Annotated in this window: 8 protein-coding genes; 3 read left to right on the top strand and 5 right to left on the bottom strand. The window is 66.7% G+C overall.

The window, feature by feature from the left end; translation table 11 throughout:
* Window positions 1-52: 52 nt before the first annotated feature.
* Entirely contained in the window at window positions 53-772 is a 720-nt protein-coding gene (locus BLQ91_RS35240) for a MerR family DNA-binding transcriptional regulator (RefSeq protein WP_090104163.1), read from the bottom strand.
* 118 nt (window positions 773-890) lie between these two features.
* Here BLQ91_RS35240 and BLQ91_RS35235 point away from each other — a divergent pair, with 118 nt between their 5' ends.
* A complete protein-coding gene (locus tag BLQ91_RS35235) occupies window positions 891-3,206 on the top strand; it encodes an ATP-binding cassette domain-containing protein (RefSeq protein WP_245734119.1) in 2,316 nt (771 codons plus the stop codon).
* Window positions 3,203-3,592, top strand: coding sequence for a hypothetical protein (locus BLQ91_RS35230; RefSeq protein ID WP_090104161.1), 390 nt, complete (start codon window positions 3,203-3,205; stop codon window positions 3,590-3,592). The genes BLQ91_RS35235 and BLQ91_RS35230 overlap by 4 nt, the downstream gene beginning before the upstream one ends.
* 40 nt (window positions 3,593-3,632) lie before the next feature.
* Here BLQ91_RS35230 and BLQ91_RS35225 read toward each other — a convergent pair whose 3' ends face one another.
* Window positions 3,633-14,534, bottom strand: coding sequence for a non-ribosomal peptide synthetase (locus tag BLQ91_RS35225; protein WP_090104159.1), 10,902 nt, complete (start codon window positions 14,532-14,534; stop codon window positions 3,633-3,635).
* 116 nt (window positions 14,535-14,650) lie between these two features.
* Here BLQ91_RS35225 and BLQ91_RS35220 point away from each other — a divergent pair, with 116 nt between their 5' ends.
* Window positions 14,651-15,337, top strand: coding sequence for a response regulator transcription factor (locus BLQ91_RS35220; protein WP_176960125.1), 687 nt, complete (start codon window positions 14,651-14,653; stop codon window positions 15,335-15,337).
* An 8-nt stretch (window positions 15,338-15,345) separates the two neighbouring features.
* Here the strand turns inward: BLQ91_RS35220 and BLQ91_RS35215 are convergent, their stop codons facing one another.
* The 3 genes from BLQ91_RS35215 to BLQ91_RS35205 all read right to left on the bottom strand — a co-directional run bounded on the left by BLQ91_RS35215 (window position 15,346) and on the right by BLQ91_RS35205 (window position 18,110).
* Window positions 15,346-16,062 carry a tryptophan 2,3-dioxygenase family protein gene (locus tag BLQ91_RS35215; RefSeq protein WP_176960124.1) on the bottom strand — a complete coding sequence of 239 codons (717 nt, stop codon included), beginning with the start codon at window positions 16,060-16,062 and terminating at the stop codon, window positions 15,346-15,348.
* On the bottom strand, window positions 16,059-17,225 hold the full coding sequence (locus BLQ91_RS35210) for a pyridoxal phosphate-dependent aminotransferase (protein ID WP_218130522.1): 1,167 nt from the start codon (window positions 17,223-17,225) through the stop codon (window positions 16,059-16,061). Before BLQ91_RS35210 ends, BLQ91_RS35215 begins: the two co-directional genes overlap by 4 nt.
* A 120-nt stretch (window positions 17,226-17,345) precedes the next feature.
* On the bottom strand, window positions 17,346-18,110 hold the full coding sequence (locus BLQ91_RS35205) for an SDR family NAD(P)-dependent oxidoreductase (RefSeq protein ID WP_176960123.1): 765 nt from the start codon (window positions 18,108-18,110) through the stop codon (window positions 17,346-17,348).
* Between the last annotated feature and the right edge of the window lie 46 nt (window positions 18,111-18,156).

Below are 18,156 nucleotides of genomic sequence, written 5' to 3'. Positions count from 1 at the left end.
CCGTCAATGCTTTCCGCTCGACCGATCGGATCGGCGCCTGACCATCGCCGATTCAGAGCGACTGTCCTGCCGACAGGACACCGGAGGCCTCCAGGAGCCGGTGCAGCGCTACGGCGCCTTCCAGCAGGAGCCGCGAGCACCGGTCGTGCTCATGTCGTCGTTGGCGCAGGGCCACACTCAGCGCGGCCGTGCTACCGGTGACCCGGAGCTCGTCGATCAGCGGTCGTATCTGGTCGTGCCCGCGCCCGGCCTTGCGCAACAGGTTGATCACGCTCGCGTGGTAGACCTCTTCTGCCGAATAGCAGCGGGTGCCGGTGTGCGGATCCCGCGACGCGGTGAGCAGCCCGGCGGCTTCCCACACGCGGAGTGCGGACGGCCGCACACCCAGGCGGCTGGCGAGTTCGCCGATACGAGCGCCGCCCGGCTTGCCACCTGGATCCGGCTCCTGAGTCAGCGTCTCCATGGCGGCGATGAGCTGTTCCGTGCTGTGCCGCTCCTGGTGAAGACCAGCGTGCGCGGCATCGAGCAGGCGACACACCGACACCGCATCACCTGCGTTGGCGGCGTGCAGTATCGCGGTACCGGAGGCAGTCCCGAGCGCCTTTGAAAGCGAGCGATACGCGAGAAGTGCCCAACGGTGCGACTCGCAGTACTCGCGGTATCCGCTACGAGTGCGAGCAGCCGCCGGAAGTATGCCCGCCGCCTCATAGTTGCGGACCTGCTGAGTGGAAATTCCGCCTACTCTTGCGAGGTCGACAGGACGCAGGCTCACCGTGTCCCCTTTCTTCTCACCCGAACACGATTTGAACCTTAACAGGGTGCACTAGCAGGTCACGCGATCCGCAGCGCCCAGAAGGTTCAACAGGAACTTTAATGCTACGGTTAAATGCGTGCTATCAGCCAATCCGGCAGCGAACCTGCCTCCCGTAACCGAGTGGATCAGGGTGCTCGGCGCTCATGAGCGCAACCTCGCCGACGTGGACGTCGAGATACCGAAGCGACGGGTGACCGCAGTAACAGGGGTGTCCGGATCCGGGAAGTCCTCGCTCGTGTTCGACACCATCGCGGTAGAAGGGCAACGCCAGCTCAACGAGACCTTGCCGGCATTCGTGCGCAGTTTTATGCCGAGCTCGGCACGACCGGCGGTGGACGTGATCGAGCACCTGCCCGCCACGATCGCGGTGGATCAGCGCCCGTTGACCGGCGGAGCGCGGTCCACCGTGGGAACGGTTACCGACATCGCCCCGCTGCTGCGCCTGCTGTTCTCGCGAGCGGGTGATCCGTTCGTCGGCTACGCCGACGCGTTCTCATTCAACATGCCGGCGGGCATGTGCCCCGTGTGCGAAGGGACGGGCGAGGTCGTCGAGGTTGATATGGCCGTGTTCCTCGACACCAGCAAATCGTTGAGCGAGGGTGCGTTGCAGGCTCCCACCTTCAAGGTCGGCAGCCGCGACTACCACCTGCTCGCCGGGTCGGGTCGGCTCGACCCCGACAAGCCGGTCGCGCACTACACCGAAAAAGAGCTCGACGACTTGTTGCACGCCACCGACGGCACGGTGGTCGCCGACATAGCGGGCAGCGAAGTGAAAATGTCCTATGAAGGTGCACTGGTGAAGTTCAGGCGCCGCTATCTCGACGCCGACGCCGAGCCCGGCAAGCGAACCAAGGAGATGCTCGAGCAGTTCACCTCGTCGGTCCCCTGTTCGACCTGCGGAGGAAGCCGGCTCTCCCCGCTGGCGCTGGACAGCAAGATCGACGGGTACAACATCGCCGATCTGTCCTCTATGGAGTGTGTGGACCTCGTGGAGGTGTTGCGAGCCTTCGACCTCCCCAAGGTTGCTCCCGTCCTCGGTGCTCTGACCCGGCAGATTGGGCATCTGGTCGACATCGGGTTGGGTTACCTGAGTCTTGACCGCCGCACCGCAACGCTGTCCGGTGGCGAGTCCCAGCGCGTGAAGATCGTGCGCCACCTCTCCAGCAGCCTGAACGACATGCTGTACGTCTTCGACGAACCCAGTATCGGTTTGCACCCGCGAGACGTCCACCGACTCACCCGACTGCTGCATGCCCTGAGAGATAAAGGAAATACTGTGCTCGTGGTGGAGCACGACCGCGATGTGATCGCCGCCGCGGATCACGTGATCGACATCGGCCCGGGAGCAGGTACCCGCGGCGGCAAAGTGATGTATTCAGGCCCTGCCACCGGCTTGGCGGCCTCCGGCACGCTGACCGGGCAGCACATGACCGCGGGAACGTCACTCAAGACCTCGGTCAGGACTCGCACAGGCGCTCTGCGAGTGGTCGGCGCCCGAACGCACAACCTCCGCGACGTCACGGTGGAGCTGCCGACCGGGGTTCTCACGGCGATCGCCGGCGTCGCAGGCGCGGGAAAGTCCAGCCTTGTCAACGGCGCTCTGCGAACCCAGCATCCGGAAGCGGTCCTTATCGACCAGTCGTCGCCGCACACCAACCGGCGATCCACGATCATCACTGCGACCGGTGCGGCCAACGCGATCCGGTCCGAGTTCGCCAAGGCCAACCGGGTCAGCAGCGCGCTGTTCTCGCCCAACTCCTCAGGTGCATGCCCCACCTGCTCCGGACTGGGCGAGGTGTTCACCGACCTCTCGTCGCTGGCAGAGATTTCCCAGATCTGCCAGACCTGTGACGGCAGGAGGTTCAGTGACGAGGTGCTTGAGTACCGGTTGCGCGGCCGGACCATCTCCGAAGTCCTGGAAATGCCGGTGGAAGAGGGGCAGGGGTTTTTCGCCGCGAACTCGCAGGTGTCCTCGGTGCTGACATCGCTGGCCGACGTAGGCCTGGGTTACCTGCGGCTCGGCCAGTCGACGACGAGCCTGTCCGGAGGTGAGTGCCAGCGGATGAAGCTCGCAGCCCGGCTGCACACGCCTAGTGCGGTGTACGTGCTCGACGAGCCGACCACCGGGTTGCACATGGCTGATGTGAGCAGGCTGCTCGTAGTCCTCGATCGACTGGTCGACGACTACGGCGCGACAGTCGTGGTCATCGAGCACAACCTCGACGTGATCGCGCATTGCGACTGGGTGATCGAACTCGGCCCCGAGGGTGGCAGCCGCGGTGGCCGGTTGTTGTTCGAAGGCCCGCCTTCCCGATTGATGTCGGTCACGAATTCACCGACGGGTAAGCACTTGTCGCAGGCTTTGGCGAATACAGGAGGACAGAGGCGATGACGCGCACTGAATCGGAGCAGCTCTTCAGCCGCGCGGTCGCGGATGCCGCCGAGGCGATCGCCGAGACGCTGGGAGCACACCCGCCGCGCGGCAACCAGCCATACCCCATCAGCGAGGTGCTGCCAGTACTTGTGCGCTCGCACCTCGCGCTGCAGCAGGCACTCGAGCAGCACCCAGGCTCGGTCGCCGTGACCGCTGAGGGCAAGGAGAACCCGCTGGGTGGTGAGTTGGCCGGGCTGATGAGCTACCTGCAGCTGCTCAGCGTCCTGTATCGGGGACTCGACGAGTTCCCCGACTGGATGAAGGTCAACGCGAGTCGCAACCTTTCCGCTGTGAGTCTGGCCGCGCGGAGAGTGCGGGACCGGGCGCGTCGGCTGATGCGCTGAAGTCGTGGCGAGGGGAGAAGCCGCAGCTTCTCCCCTCGCGTCACGCCATACGGCGCAGCGGTGCGCGCCTTCGTGCTGTCAGCTGGTCCCATTGGCGTGTAAGAGAGCCTACGGTCGGGCACTCAAAGATCCGTCGTACCTCCAACTCCACTGCCAGCTCGTCACGAACCCGCGCGACCAACAAGGTCGCTGCCAAGGAGTGCCCTCCGAGAGCGAAGAAGTCGTCGTCGAGCCCCACCTCCGGCAGGTCGAGCACCTCGGCGAACAGGGCGCACAGGCGACGTTCGAGCTCCGACTGCGGTCGCCGGTGCGGCGCGACCGGTGGAGGGCCCGCTGCCGGGAGCGCTGCCCGATCGAGCTTGCCGTTCGGAGTGAGCGGAAGCTCACGCAGGGGAACGAGACGCGTCGGGACCATGTGCCCTGGTAGGCGTTGTCGCAGATGTTCCACGATCTCGTCGTGCAGGGTGGGAGTCGCATCGCACTCCAGGTAGGCGGTGAGCACGGTGGTGCCTGAAGCGTCTTCGCCGGCCAGGACCGCAGCAGCGCGAACAGCCGGATGCCGGACTATCACCGTCTCGATCTCCCCCGGTTCCACCCGATGACCGCGGATCTTCACCTGCCGGTCGGCGCGGCCGAGGAAGATCAGCCCGTCTCGGGTGCGGACGACGCGATCGCCGGTGCGATACATGCGCTGTCCGCGGTCACCATAGGGATCTGCGACGAACGCCGAGGCGGTGAGAGAGGGCCGGCCGTGGTAGCCGATCGCGAGCCCGTCTCCGGACAGGTAGAGGTCGCCGGGCGCACCGGGCACGACAGGGTTCAGGTACTCGTCGAGCACGTACAAGCCGGTGTTGGCGATGGGACTCCCCAGATGTGGTGCGCCGCCAGGTACGACGGTGGCCCAGGTCGACCAGATCGTCGTCTCGGTCGGGCCGTAGACGTTGATGACCTGCGCTGCGCGCGCGGTCAGGGCGTCGGCGAGAGAGGGTGTCAGGGCCTCCCCGCCCGTCAGCACGCGCAGACGACTCAACCCGTTCGACGTCGTCGCCACCAGCCCCCTCCACAGCGCCGGGGTGCCCTGGACGATGGTGGCCTGTTGTTCCTCGGACACGGAGAGCAGGCGGACCGGGTCGGCGACCTCGTCGCGGTCGGCGATGATCACCTGCGCACCGACGACGAGTGGTAGGTACAGCTCGAGCGCGGCAATGTCGAACGCCGCTGTGGTTACAGCGAGCCAACGGTCATCACCATCGAGTTTCAGCAGGTCTCGCATCGACAGGAGGAAGTTGGTCAGCGCGCCGTGGGAGATTTCGACACCCTTCGGGGTCCCGGTCGATCCAGAGGTGTAGATGATGTACGCAGGTCGGCCGGGATGAACGGCCGACGGCCCGGATTCCGTGACGTCGGGCTCGTTCTCCAGTGAGGGCAGTGCGCGGAGCACCAACGCGGGCGCGCAGTCCTTCAGGATCAGTTCGATTCGTTCCCTCGGGTGGGAAGGATCGATCGGTACGTAGGAAGCTCCACTGCGCAGCACACCGAGCAAGGCCACGACGAGATCGGTCGACCGGTCCAGGGCTACCGCCACCGTATCGCCTTCTCCCGTGCCTTTCCGGCGCAGCCAGCCCGCCAGCCTCCCTGCTGCCTGGTCCAGTTCCGCGTAGGTCAGCGTTCGACCTGAGGCCGGGTGGCTGACCGCCGTCGCGTCCGGCGAGGCCTGGGACTGGCGCCGGACGAGTTCGGTGACCTCGACCGGCGGCCACGAGACCGCGGTGGCGGAAGCCGGTTGAATCAGGGCACGACGTTCCTCGGCAGAGAGCACCGCCACGGCACCGGTGCGGATGGCAGGGTCATCGCACACCTGCCGCAGGACTCGCTCGAGTCTTTCGACGAACGTGGCGACTGTGGAGAAGTCGAACAGGTCGGTGGCGTATTCGACCACACCACCGATGGCCTTTCCGGCGCTGGGGAACAGGCTGATGAACAGGTCGAACTTGGCGGCCGCTGTGTCGGCCCGCTCGACGGTACCGTGCAGCCCGGGCAGATCGAGGGTCGGCCATGGATCGGACTGCCAGGCGACCATCACCTGGAACAACGGGTGCTGAGCGGTGCTGCGGGTCGGTTTGAGCACCTCGACCAATCGTTCGAACGGGATCTCCTGGTGGTCGTAGGCGGCCAATGCCTGGCGTCGGACGCGGTCGAGAACGTCGTTGAAGGTGGGGTTGTCGTTCAACCCGACCCTCAGCACCCACGTGTTGGCCAACAAGCCCACCATCGAGCTGAGAGCCTCGTCGGTTCTCCCGGCGACAGGCGCGCCCGTGACGATGTCGGAACCTGCTCCGTGACGGTGCAGTAACAACGAAACCGCAGCCTGCACGAGCATCGACAACGTGGTGCCGCTCCGCCGGGACAGGTCGTGCATCGCGGACACCAGATCAGCGGGCAAGGTGAACTCGTGAGAGGCGCCCCGGTGGGACGCCACGGGAGGACGTGGCCGGTCGGCAGGCAGCGAGACCAGTTGCGGCGCGCCGGCCAGCGTCTCTCGCCAGTACTCGGACTGGCGGAACATCATGCTGTCCGGGTCATCCGCTCGTCCGAGCAGATCTCGTTGCCACATCGTGTAGTCGCGGTAGGTCACGGACGGCGGAGTCCAGGCAGGGCTCCGCCCACACAGGCGAGCTCGATAGGCGGTGGACAGGTCCGCCCCCAAAACCGGCATGGATCCGCCATCCGCGGCACTGTGGTGGACAACCACCACCAAGGTGTGGTCGTCGGCGTCGCACCGCACCAGAACAGCGCGTATCGGCACCTCATGGGCGATGTCGAACGGCGAGCGTGCCAGCTCGTCGACCGCCTTCTCTCGTTCGGCCAGGTCGGCCTCTCGCACCGGCAGGTCGAAGGAGACTTCCGAGGCCGGGACGACGTGCTGCAAGGGCGTGCCCGCCTCGTCCTCCACCAGGATTGTGCGCAGGGCCTCATGGCGGGCGATGAGATCGCTCAGCGCTTGGCGCAGGGCGACGGGATCCAGTTCCCCGCGCAGTCGCACGACGAGCGGGAGGTTGTAGGTGGCGGAAGGGCCGTCCAGTCGGTCGAGGAACCACAGCCTGCGCTGGGCAAAGGACAGGGGAACCGGTTCGGTGTGAGATCGCGCGACCAGCGCGGGCCTGGTGACTCCCGCGGTGGGCAAGCGGCTGGCGAGCTTCGCGACGGTTGGCGCGTCGAACACCTCGCGGATGGGAAGCTGTACGCCGAGTACCGTGTGTACACGGCTTGCCAAGCGTGTGGCGAGCAAAGAATGTCCGCCCGCCTCGAAGAAGTCGTCGTCGATCCCGACGGACGCGGCTCCCAGGACCTCCGCGAACAAGATCGCCAAAGTGTGTTCCAGGCGGGTGCGAGGTGGACGATACGCGCTGCTCTGAGAGTCAGGGGCGGGCAACGCGTCACGGTCGAGTTTTCCGTTGGGAGTCAGCGGGAGACGGCTGATGGGCACGACGGCGGACGGCACCATGTGTCGCGGAAGGTGCTCGCCGGCGAACGAGATGAGATCGTCCGCGGGCTCCCTGGTCACCACGTAGGCGACCAGGCGCGGCCCGCCGGCACTCGAGCGCGGGACCACGACCGCGCGCTGGACTCGGGGATGGCGGGTGAGAGCGGATTCGATCTCGCCGGTCTCGATGCGGAAGCCGCGGATTTTCACCTGATTGTCTGCGCGGGCGATGAAGTCGAGCCGGTCGCCGCTCCTGCGCACCAGATCTCCGGTGCGGTAAAGCCTGGCTCCGGGAGGGCCGAACGGATCGGCGACGAAACGGCTCGAGGTGAGCGCAGGCTGGTGGTGGTAACCACGTGCGGTGGTGTCGCCGCCCGCGTACAGCTCGCCCACACACCCGTCAGGTACCGGTCGCAAGGCTCGGTCCAGGACGTAGAGGCGCACGTTCGGTAAGGGAGAGCCCAGCGGCAACGGGGCCTCGGATTCGGGTTCGTGTTCATGTTCGAGCACGAAAGCCGTGGTGTAGAAGGTTTCGCTGGGACCATAGGTGTTGACCACTCGGGCACCGGGCATCGCCTCGCGCAGCGACCGGATCAACGCCGCGGTGACCGGCTCGCCTCCCAGCACCACGGTGTGGGCATGGACTTTGCCCTGGATCAGTGGCAGCAGTTCGGCGAGCACCGATGGCACGGTGCTCAGGACTATGCCGTGCTGGGCTTGGATCTCGGCGAGTGAGAGCGTGTCCGGTAGTAGCTGCAACGTCCCGCCTGCGCACAGGGTCGCGAACAACTCGAACACGGAGATGTCGAAACTGATCGATGTCCCGGCAGCAAGCCGGGAGCCAGGTGCGACACCGGACCAACCCGCCATCGCTTCGACTGCCGTGACCAGGCTCCGGTGGGTGGCGGCCACACCCTTCGGGGTTCCGGTGGTTCCCGACGTGCTCATGACGTAAGCGAGGTTGTCCAGCAGTGGAGTCGCAGCGCGGGTGGAGAGCGGCTCTGCTGCCGTCGAGTACCTGTCGAGGTCGGTGAGTGTGAAGGTAGGGCGTCCCTGTGCAGTCTCGGCGAAGCCGGGATCGCAGATGATCAGGTCGGGCTGAGCGGAGTCGATGATGGAGCGGATGCGGGTCGCCGGGTAGGTGACATCGATCGGCAGGTATGCGGCGCCGGCGGAGAGAACACCGAGAACTGCGGCAACGAGGTCCGCAGTGCGTGGGAGAGCGATCCCGACCACGCTCTCAGGTCCCGCTCCAGCCGCTCGAAGCGCCATCGCCAGGTGCTGCGCACGTTTCCACAGTTCGAGGTAGCTGACTTCACGGAATCCGTCCGCCACGGCGACCGCTGCCGGATTCTCGTGCACGCGGTTTCGGATGTGGTCTACGACGGTCGTACCTGTCGTCGGCTGAGCCGTGTCGCTGTACGCCTGCAGGAGAGCACGACGCTCACCGCGGTCGTACGGGCTGATGTCATCCGTACTGCCTTCGGTTCCCACCAAGGCCAAATCATGCAGAACGTGTGCGAGTTGCGTTGCCAGCCGTTGCGCGTTGGCACTGTCGAATCGTTCGCGCCGGTACTGCAGAGTCATGCGGGGAAGGGGGTCGGCCGTGACCAGCAGACTGGCCTGGTAGTGGGTACCGACGATCGGGGTCACCCCTGTCGCGCAGATGCCTGCCTGCCGGGCGGCCTCGTCGAGGGCAAGGCGGTCGACGGGGTAAGACTCGAAGACGACAAGCGTGTCGAACAGGGTGCCGAGCCCGGCGGCGCGCTGGATGTCGGCGAGAGGGTGGTGATGGTGGTCGAGCAGAGCGGCGTGGCGTGTGTGCAGGTAGGTCAGGAGCTCGGTGACGCGGGCGTCGGCCTGGCAGACGAGCCGGACGGGGATCGTGTTGATGAAAGATCCGACGACGCTCGCGGCACCAGGTAGGTCAGCGGGTCGACCAGCCACAGTGGTGCCGAACACGACGTCGTCGCTGTCGGTCAGACGGCTGAGCAGCAGTCCCCAAGCGAGCTGGATGACGGAGTTGAGCGTGACCTGGGAGTCTGAAGCCAGTCGGACCAGCTTGTGCGCGCGATCGTGCTCGATCGGGATGTCGATGTGACCGAGCCCGACCTGCCGTGAGGAGGACGTTGCCGGAGGTGGAACTGCGTCACCGAGCATCGTGGGGCTCTGGAGCCCCGCCAGTGCGGTACTCCACGCTCGTGCGGCCGCAGCCTGATCACGCTCGGCAAGCCACTCCAGATAGCGTTTGAAGGACTCAGCCGGGGGGAGCCGCATCCCCGCGTAGAGCTGGAGCAGGTCTACCAGCAGCAGCGGTAGCGACCAGCCGTCGAAGACGGCGTGGTGAGCTGTGATGAGCAGGTCGGCGGTGTTCGGACCCGTTGTGAAGAGCGTCATGCGCAGCAACGGTGCCGAGGCTGGATCGAAATGCTCCGCATGGTCCGCTTCGAGCCACGGAGTGATCTGATCCGTTCTGACGGCGTGGTGCCGCCACGGAAGCTCCACGCGGGCCTGAACGAGCTGCATGAGCAACCCGGTCTCGTCCGGAACGAATGCAACCCGGAGTGCGTCGTGGCGGTTGATCAGTGCCTGGCCCGCGTTCCGGAGGCGTTCGGCGTCGACCGGTCCGGTGAGGTGCAGGACGAACTGTTGCTGATAAGCGTCGAACCCGTCCGCCGCGAGCCCGGAGTGGAAGAGGAGTCCGGACTGGACAGAGGTGAGCGGCCATACGTCGGCGAGTTCGGGGAAGCGTTTCTCCCACAGCTCCAGCTGATGCCGGTCGACGAGCGCTGAGGTCACCTCTGCAGCAGAGCGGATGCCCGTGCGCGGATCGGGCCGATGGTGCGCCACCGCGTTTGCGGCGCGCACGAATTCATCGGCGAACTCGGCCAAGGCAGGGGCGTCGAGCACACCCTCCGGAGCGGCGAAGGTGACAGCGAGTTCTGCGTCCTCCGGCGTACCCCCGATGGTGACGGCCCGCACGTCCAGAGCGGCGATGACAGGCGTGTCGGGGTCGGGTGTGGCGATCAGGGGCGATTCCTCGGCGGCGAGGTTCCAACCGGCCGCGCCGGAGCTGGGATCGAAGTGGCCCAGGTAGTTGAAGTTGATCTGAACAGCGCTCTCGTCCGGCCACTCTTCCGCAGCCGCAGAAAGATGACGCAGCACGCCGTAGCCGATCCCGTTGTCCGGTGATGCCGCGATCGCTTCTACTGCCGCGGACATGGCGGTCGCCGCGGCAGGGCCTGATGCGAACGCGTCGTCGAGGTCGACAGCGGTGATGTCGACGAGAATCGGGAAGAAGCTGGTGAACCAGCCCACCGTCGCGGAAAGGTCCGCACCGGGGACCAGGTGTTCCTCGCGACCGTGCCCCTCGACGCGGATCAGCGTCGGCTCGCCACCTCCGCGCTCCGCGCCACGGAACCGCGCGACGGCCATGGTGAGCGCGGCGAGTACCGCGTCCTGCGCGGAGCCGCCGTAAGCGTGCGGCAACGTCAGCAAAGTGCGTGTGGTGGACGGTGGCAACAGGACCCGCCGCTCGTGAACGGTGGTGGCGACGTCGATGGCCGGGTCGACGTATCGGCGGCCGAGAGGGCTCTGCGCCGTGGCGAGAACGTTGCGCCAATGATCGGCATGCGCTTCGAACCTCGTGATGCCGCCGGCCAGTCCGCTGAGCCACTGCCGCACGGAGGTCGTCTGAGGTCGGTGAGCCGGCGCACCGGACGCAACGGCCGCGAGCTGCGCCACCAGGACCTGCCACGAGACCCCGTCAACCACGAGGTGGTGGGCCACGAGCAGGATCCTGGGCCGGTCGCGATCCACCACGTCAAGCAGCACAGCCTGAAGGGGGATTCCGTCCACGAGGCTGATGCGTGCACGGGCGGCAACGAGTTCAGCTCGCTGCGACCTCTCCCGGTCCGCGCCGGTGGTTCGGACCCATCGGAAGATCTTGCCCACGTCCGCGTCTGCTGGTGATGGTACGAGCAACGCTCGACCGTCCTCGGCCAGCCTGGCACGGAGAATGTCATGGTCGCGCAGGAGGTGTTCGACAGCACCACGGACTTGTGCGGCGGTCGTTTCCGCTGGAGCGTCGAGAACGATGTACTGCGTGAGCCGGGAAAATCCGCGTGCGCGGTCGTGATGGAAACGCGCAGCAGGTTGCAGTGGCATTCGGTACGGGGCGGAGTCCGTGCGTGATGCCGCCGGCGCTGACTCCCGCACATCAGCACCGTCCGCGATGCGGGCAACGGTCCGCGCCTCGAAGATCGCACGGGGAGTCGTGTGCACGCCGCGGTCTCGCGCCCGGGACGCGACCGAGATCGAGTCGATGCTGTCTCCACCCAATGCGAAGAAGTCATCGTCGACGCCGACTTCCGCGGTGCCGAGCACCTCGGCGACCACCTCGCACAGAACGCGCTCAACGTGGGTCCGAGGAGGGGCACTTCTCGTGACCGGAAGCGCCGGCGCGGGAAGCGACTCACGATCCAGCTTTCCGTTCGGCGTCAGAGGAAGGGAGTGCAGCACGGTGATCGTCGACGGCACCATGTATGAGGGCAACAGTTTCTCCGCCGCCTTGCGCACCTCCGCGATCTGCAGCCCGGACCGCAGGTCGATCGGGCGGACCCCGTGAATGGCGCTGCGCACCGCGCCTTCGAAACCCGAGGGCACCACATATGCCGCAAGCCGCGGACTCGTGGCGTCTCCGGTGAGGATGATCGCCGCCTGGGCGACGCCGGGGTGAGAAGTCAAAGCGGCTTCAATTTCGCCCGGTTCCACCCGGTAGCCGCGGATCTTCACCTGCCGGTCGACGCGTCCCAGGTACTCCAGGGTCCCAGTGTCCGTCCAACGAGCAAGGTCGCCCGTGCGGTAGAGGCGTTCGCCCGGTTTTCCGGCGAGGCTCGCGACGAAGCGACTCGCGGTAAGACCAGGACGCCCAGCGTAGCCGCGGGCGAGCTGCACGCCGGAGAGGTAGAGCTCACCGACCACTCCGACCGGTGTGGGGAGAAGGGCGGAGTCGAGCACATGCGCACCCGTGTTCCACACCGGCGTGCCGATGGGCACCGTCCTGTCTCCGGGCCGGCAGCGCCAGTGGGTCACGTCGACGGCGGCTTCGGTAGGCCCGTAGAGGTTGTGCACAGAAGCGTCGAGGACGGCAGCCGCCTTGGTCACGAGCTCGGCCGGCAGCGCTTCCCCACTGCACACCAGGAGCCTGAGGCTGGAGCAGCCGGCGGCGTTCTCGTCGTTGAGGAACTGGGCGAACATGCTGGGCACGAAATGGGCGATGGTCACCTGCTCGCGCCGGATCACATCGGCGAGGTAGCGAGGATCGCCCTGGCCGCCTGGTTCGGCCAGCACCAGCGTCGCGCCGTGGGTCAGCGGCCAGAAGAACTCCCATACCGACACGTCGAAACTGGCTGAGGTCTTCTGCAGGACGCGGTCGACAGGTCGCAGGTCGTATTCGTCCTGCATCCAGAGCAGGCGGTTGACGATCGCCCTGTGTTCGACGACGACACCCTTGGGCGCGCCGGTGGAGCCGGAGGTGTAGATCACGTATGCCGGATGACGGTCGTCGATGGCCGGCGGGTTCTCCGCTTCCCCCGGAGTGCTCTCTCCGCGGTGGACCGCCTCGGAGCGGTCGCCGGGCTCGTCGACGTTCAAGCGGCGGATGCCGTCGGCCGGGATCTCGGCGTTCGCCGTGGTGAGCACCAGAACCGGCTCGGAGTCCGCGAGGAGGTATGCCACCCGGTCAGGCGGGTAGTTCGGGTCGACGGGGAGGTAGGTTCCGCCGGCCTTCATCACCGCGAGCAGCGCGACCACGAGATCGAGGGACCGCGGCAGGACGACGGCCACCACGGACTCCGGCCGCACGCCCTGTTCGCGGACGCGCTGCGAGAGCTTCTCGACCATCGCGTCGAGTTCGGCGTACGTGACGGTCGTTCCGGTCGCGTCGGCCACGATCGCCACCGCGCCAGGCGTTGCGGCGACCTGATCACGGAACAGCGCCGGGATGGTGGTGGCCGGCACCTCGGCACGGGTCGAGTTGCGTTCGGCCAGCCATGTCAGGTCCCGGAGAGTGGAGCTCGAATGGGTACCGATGGCGCTTCCGGGCGCCGAAGCCAGCGTGAAGAGGTGTCTGCGGACCCCGGTGACCAGGTGATCCAGTTCAGACTGCCCGTGTAGTCGAGCGGGCGCGTCCAGTCGCACGTGGAGTGCGCCGGCGCCGGTCCGGAAGAGTGAGATCATCAGTTCGTCGATGTCACCGAAAGAACCCCCGTCGAACCGGGCGATCCCGCCGTCCAGATCCAGATCTTCGACGGGTGGCATGATGTTGACGATCGTGCCGAAGGGTCCCCGGAGGTTGCCGTGCACACCGGCGGCCCTTTGGATGTCGGTGATCTGGTGCTTGCTGTGACGGAAAACCTCGCGAGAAGCGGTCGCCACGTCTCGCGCCAGCTCGCTGAGGGACTGACCGGCACCGATGGAGAGATTGACCGGGACGATGTTCGACATCAGGCCCGGGGTGCCGCGCGCCGCGCCCGCGCGGTTGCCAACGCTGAGGCCGATGCGCAGGTCGTCGACGCCGCACACGCCCCGGAGGAACGCGGCGATCCCGGCGGCCAGCAAGGCCTGCTCGCTGACACCTGCTTCCTCAGCCGCGGCGGTGATCACCTGGGCCTGGTGAGGTGGCAGTTCGCATTCGCTTGACAGCATGCCTGCCGGAACCACCTGACGGGCGCGGTGGCGGAGCTGTTGCTCCACGTGTGACGCCGACGCGACGGCAGGGCGGGCGGGTTCGTGCTCGGTGGTCAGGTAGCGGCGCCAGAAGTCGCCGTCGAGGACGAACCGGGAGGAGGTGCGGTACTCGGCGTCGAGTCGCAGGAAGTCCGGCAGGGGCAAGAACCCGCTCGGGGAAAGCGGTTCCGCACCGCATGCGGCTCGATACCGCTCGCCGACCCGCTGGGAGAAGATCCGCATCAACCCGTAGGCATCGGTCAGCAGGTGAGGACACGCGAACACGAGCAGATGCGCGGTGTGTGACAGCGTGATCAGCTCGGCGCGCAACAACGGCCCGCGCGTCAGATCGAACCGAGTGTCCACAATGGATCTCATCCGCTCGCGCGCGGTGCGCGCGGGGTCGCCGGCATCCGACAGGTCGACAGCCGACGCCTCCCACTCCCCCAGGTCGCCTTCCTGGCACAGCGCACCGTGCGCGCCCTCGTGAAAAGTGGCTCGCAGCGTCGGTGTCTCCTTCAAGGCCTCGCGGACCTGCGCCGTGAGAACACCGGCATCCACGGTTCCCTCGATCCGCCACACGACCGACACGACGTTCGGCAGCTCGGGACTGAGTTCCTGTGCCAGCCGAAACCGGTTCTGGGCAGCCGACAACCCGTGTGACGTCATGAATTCCCCTTCGACGCGAAGGCATGAGTGAGCCTGAAGCACACGCACTTCCACCTTCATACGTGATCCGCCACCACGTCAATCGAAGGTCTGGCAACTGTCCTGTCACCAGGACAGGGCAGGACACGACGCTTCTTGACGACGCCGCGCAGTGCCCGGTTGTCTCGGAAGCAGGTATGGCCGTGGTGGCGTTGTCGTCAATGGAGGTCGTCGTGGCAGGTGTCGGATCCGTGCTCTGTCAACCGGTGTCGGTGATCGTTGCGCACCAGCACGACATCGTTCGGCGAGGCATGGAAGAAGTTCTGCTCGAACTCGACTGGGTACACCATGTGCGGTCGTTCGCGACATGTGAGGCCGCGCTGGCGGAACTTCACGCCGGAGCCCCGGCCGACGTTCTGTTGATCACAGGTGCGTTGTTCGACCTCGCGCGGGAGTCGTTGGCCCGGCTCGACACGCGTGTGGTTCTCCTGCAGCCGGTTGCGGCGGACTTGGCGCCCCAGGACACCCGTCACGTGGACGGGGTGTTGTTCGAGGACACGTTGAGTGCCGCGCTGCTCGTCGACGCTCTGCGCCAGGTGAGTGTGGGACGGGTGTTCATGCCCTGGTCCGCCGCACGGGCGTTGCTGGAGGCCACGGACCGGGAAACGGTGTCGGCGGTGAGGCTGTTGCTGACTCCGCGGGAGATGGAAGCTCTGCGATTCGTCACGACGGGGTTGAGCAACAAGCAGATCGCCAGCCGGATGGGAATCGGGATCAACGGTGTCAAGCGGCTCGTGAGCAACGTTCTCGCCAAGACCAACTGTCCGACTCGGATCCACGCGGCGACCTACGCGGTGCGTTCCGGCCTCGTGGATTCGGCATGAAGCCGGCCTCACGACACGTACGGTGCCACCGTCGAGCGGCTCTGATCCGCGGCGCTCACAGCTCCGCCGCGCGCCTCCCACAGCAGGGGGAAGGGTAGCTCGACGCGGTCTGCCAGGTAGCTGTGACCGGCCGTTCGGCCTGTTCCCGGCGCCCCTCCGATCGCCGCCACGACTATCTCGAGATGCCTCAGCTGCCAACGGTGGAATGCTTGTGCCAGCCGAGTCATCTCCTCGGCGAGTTGGTAGAGCAGCCCGTCCGAGGGGCCGTGTTCGTAGAGCTCGTGCACCGAGGTGTGATGGCGAGCCAGAGCACCTTGGAACCCTGACCACACCTCGCCAGGGCGTTGACGAAAGCCCATGAGCTTGCCGAGCCGCCGGAACTGCGAGGACTGAGCGCCGCTGGCGTTGCCCAGCAGATCCCGGAACTTCAAGAAGTGTGCGGTCGGAAGATCTCGCAGAGCCGCGCTGGCTTCGACGACCCGATCCAAGCCCCGGGCACTCCGGCCCAGGTGGTGTACGGCACTGCCGAGGTCGTGTGAGTCCGGCCGCAGGTTCTCGAGCACACGCTCCAGGTCGAGCAGGACTTGGCGCAGCCACAGCTCACTGGTTTGATGCGCCACGATGAACAGGTGTTCGGCGGTGTGGGTCGTGGAGTCGGCCGGATCGCTCAACGGCCGGATGTTGGCCAGCAGAGGCGCAATCCCGATGTAGGAGTCGTAGTTCACCGGCACTGCCTTCTGGTGAACCGGACCAGCCGCGCGAGGCCCTCCAGCAAAGCGTTCCGGTCTCCGCAGAACGCCAGACGCAGGAGATGGCGGGCACTCGGGTCGATCGCGTTCAGGTCGGAGTCCGCACTGAACGGCGGACGGAGCGCGAAGCCGGTCGCCGACGCGAGCGCCACGCCTTCTTCGGCGAGAAGCCGGGCCGCGAACGTGTCGGCGTCCAGGCCGGTGGCCGCGCAGTCCAGCAACGCGTACCAGCCTCCCTCGGGGACGGTGGCCATGAGACCAGTTCCCCTGAGCGCGCGTGCCATCAAGTCGCGGTTCGCCCGCACGAAGCTCGAGTTCCGCGAGATGGCGTCGTCGTCCGCGAGGGCAGCGACACCGGCGAGTTGGATCGGTTGTGGCGGGCACACGATCGTCGCTTCCTGCACGACCTGCAGGAGCGAGGCCTGGCGTGGCGTCGGCGCGGTGACATAGCCGAGGCGCCAGCCTGTCATGCCGTAGCTTTTGGAGAAGGTGAAGGCACTGAACACACGCCGTTCACCGACATCGCGTTCCGCCTCCAGCGCGGCCAGGGACAGGACCTCGCCGTCGTAGTTGAAGTGCTCGTACGCCTCATCACTGATGATCCACCAGCCGCGCCGGTGAGCCAGTTCGAGCAACTCGCTCAACAGTCGGCGGTCGCAGATCGCACCGGACGGGTTGTTGGGGCTGTTCACCACGAGGATCTTCGGCCCGGCGGGAAGGCCGGCGAGTGCGGCGAGATCCGGTCGCAGATGATCGTCCAGCGGATACGTGGCCGGCAGGAGGCCGGCAAGCAACGCCTGCTGCAGGTAGATCGGCCAGTGCAGAGCCGGAAGCAGGATCTCGGTGCCAGGCGCGGCCAGAGACTGCATGATGGCCTGCAGACCCTGGGTGGAGCCCGGCGTCACGAACACCCGATCGACGTCGGTGTCATGGCCGTTGTGTTCGCGGAGCTTGCGCACCAGAGCGGTGCGCAACTCGCCGAGCCCTTCCGCGGTGGTGTAGCCGGTCCGACCGGCTGCCGCGGCTGTGGCGATCGCGATAGCGACCGAGGGCGGCGGCCGGAACGCCGGTTCGCCGACATGCAGCCGGATCGCTGGGGATTTCTGGTGCGCGTCGTAGGCATCGACCGCGCGGAACACCTCGTGCACGCTGGAGGGCGGCACAGAGGCCGCGGGTGCCTCAGTTCCCAAAGTTGTCATCGGCGTTCTCCTGTGCAGGACGGTGGAGGGCGTACGGCGGTCGAAGCGGGTGGGTGTTCGTCAGGCACAGCGGCCACCGTCGATCGGCAGCAGCGTGCCGGTGATCCATGCCCCCGCCGGGCTGAGCAGTTGACACACCCACGCCGCCACCTCGTCCGGAGTGCCGAACCGACCGAGAGGGGTGGCCGAGATCAGCTGGTTGCGAAGAGCGTCGGTGCCGGCCTGATCCATACCGAGGTCGTCGTAGATGGGTGTGTCGACCGGGCCGGGGAGGATGGCGTTGACCCGGACCTCCGGCGCCAACTCGATGGCCAGGGACCTGGTCAGGTGGTTGATGGCTGCCTTGGTCGCGCCGTAGAACGACCTGTTCGGGGTCGCGAGCGACCCGCCGACCGAGGTGACGTTGACAACCGAGCCGCGCTGCTGCCGCAAGGACGGCAACAGACCCCGGATGAGCTGCGCGGGCCCGCTGACGTGTACCCGGAACATGAGGGCCAGGTCCGCGAGATCCGCGTTCTCCAGTGAGGCGAACCGGGCGATTCCGGCGTTGTTGACCAGACCGTCGACGTGCCCCAGTTCGGCCAACGCGGTGTCCACGAGCTCGGCTGTCGAGTCCTCGTCACCTATGTCGGCGGGACAGACGACGAGGTTCGCGCGATGTGCGCGATCAACCTGCTCCACGCAGGACCGGAGTGCATCGGCCCGACGCCCCACGAGGACTGCGTGCGCGCCGGCTTCCACGGCCAGACGTGCGACCGCAGCGCCGATTCCCGTACCCGCGCCCGTGATGACCAGATTCTTGCCGGCCAGGGCGTGAACCATCATGACATGACGGTAAGCGCCATCCCGTCAGACGAGGGTACCCATTCGG

The sequence above is a fragment of the Lentzea jiangxiensis genome, from assembly GCF_900104175.1.
Lineage (GTDB): Bacteria > Actinomycetota > Actinomycetes > Mycobacteriales > Pseudonocardiaceae > Lentzea > Lentzea jiangxiensis.
Note: the sequence above shows the minus strand (reverse complement) of the source record. Positions and strands in the feature narration are given on the sequence as shown.

Excerpts from the sequence above, each read along its gene's own strand:
- BLQ91_RS35220 (WP_176960125.1), top strand. The coding sequence starts at position 14,651 with ATGGCCGTGGTGGCGTTGTCGTCAATGGAGGTCGTCGTGGCAGGTGTC.
- BLQ91_RS35225 (WP_090104159.1), bottom strand. The coding sequence starts at position 14,534 with ATGAAGGTGGAAGTGCGTGTGCTTCAGGCTCACTCATGCCTTCGCGTC.
- BLQ91_RS35205 (WP_176960123.1), bottom strand. The coding sequence starts at position 18,110 with ATGATGGTTCACGCCCTGGCCGGCAAGAATCTGGTCATCACGGGCGCG.
- BLQ91_RS35230 (WP_090104161.1), top strand. The coding sequence starts at position 3,203 with ATGACGCGCACTGAATCGGAGCAGCTCTTCAGCCGCGCGGTCGCGGAT.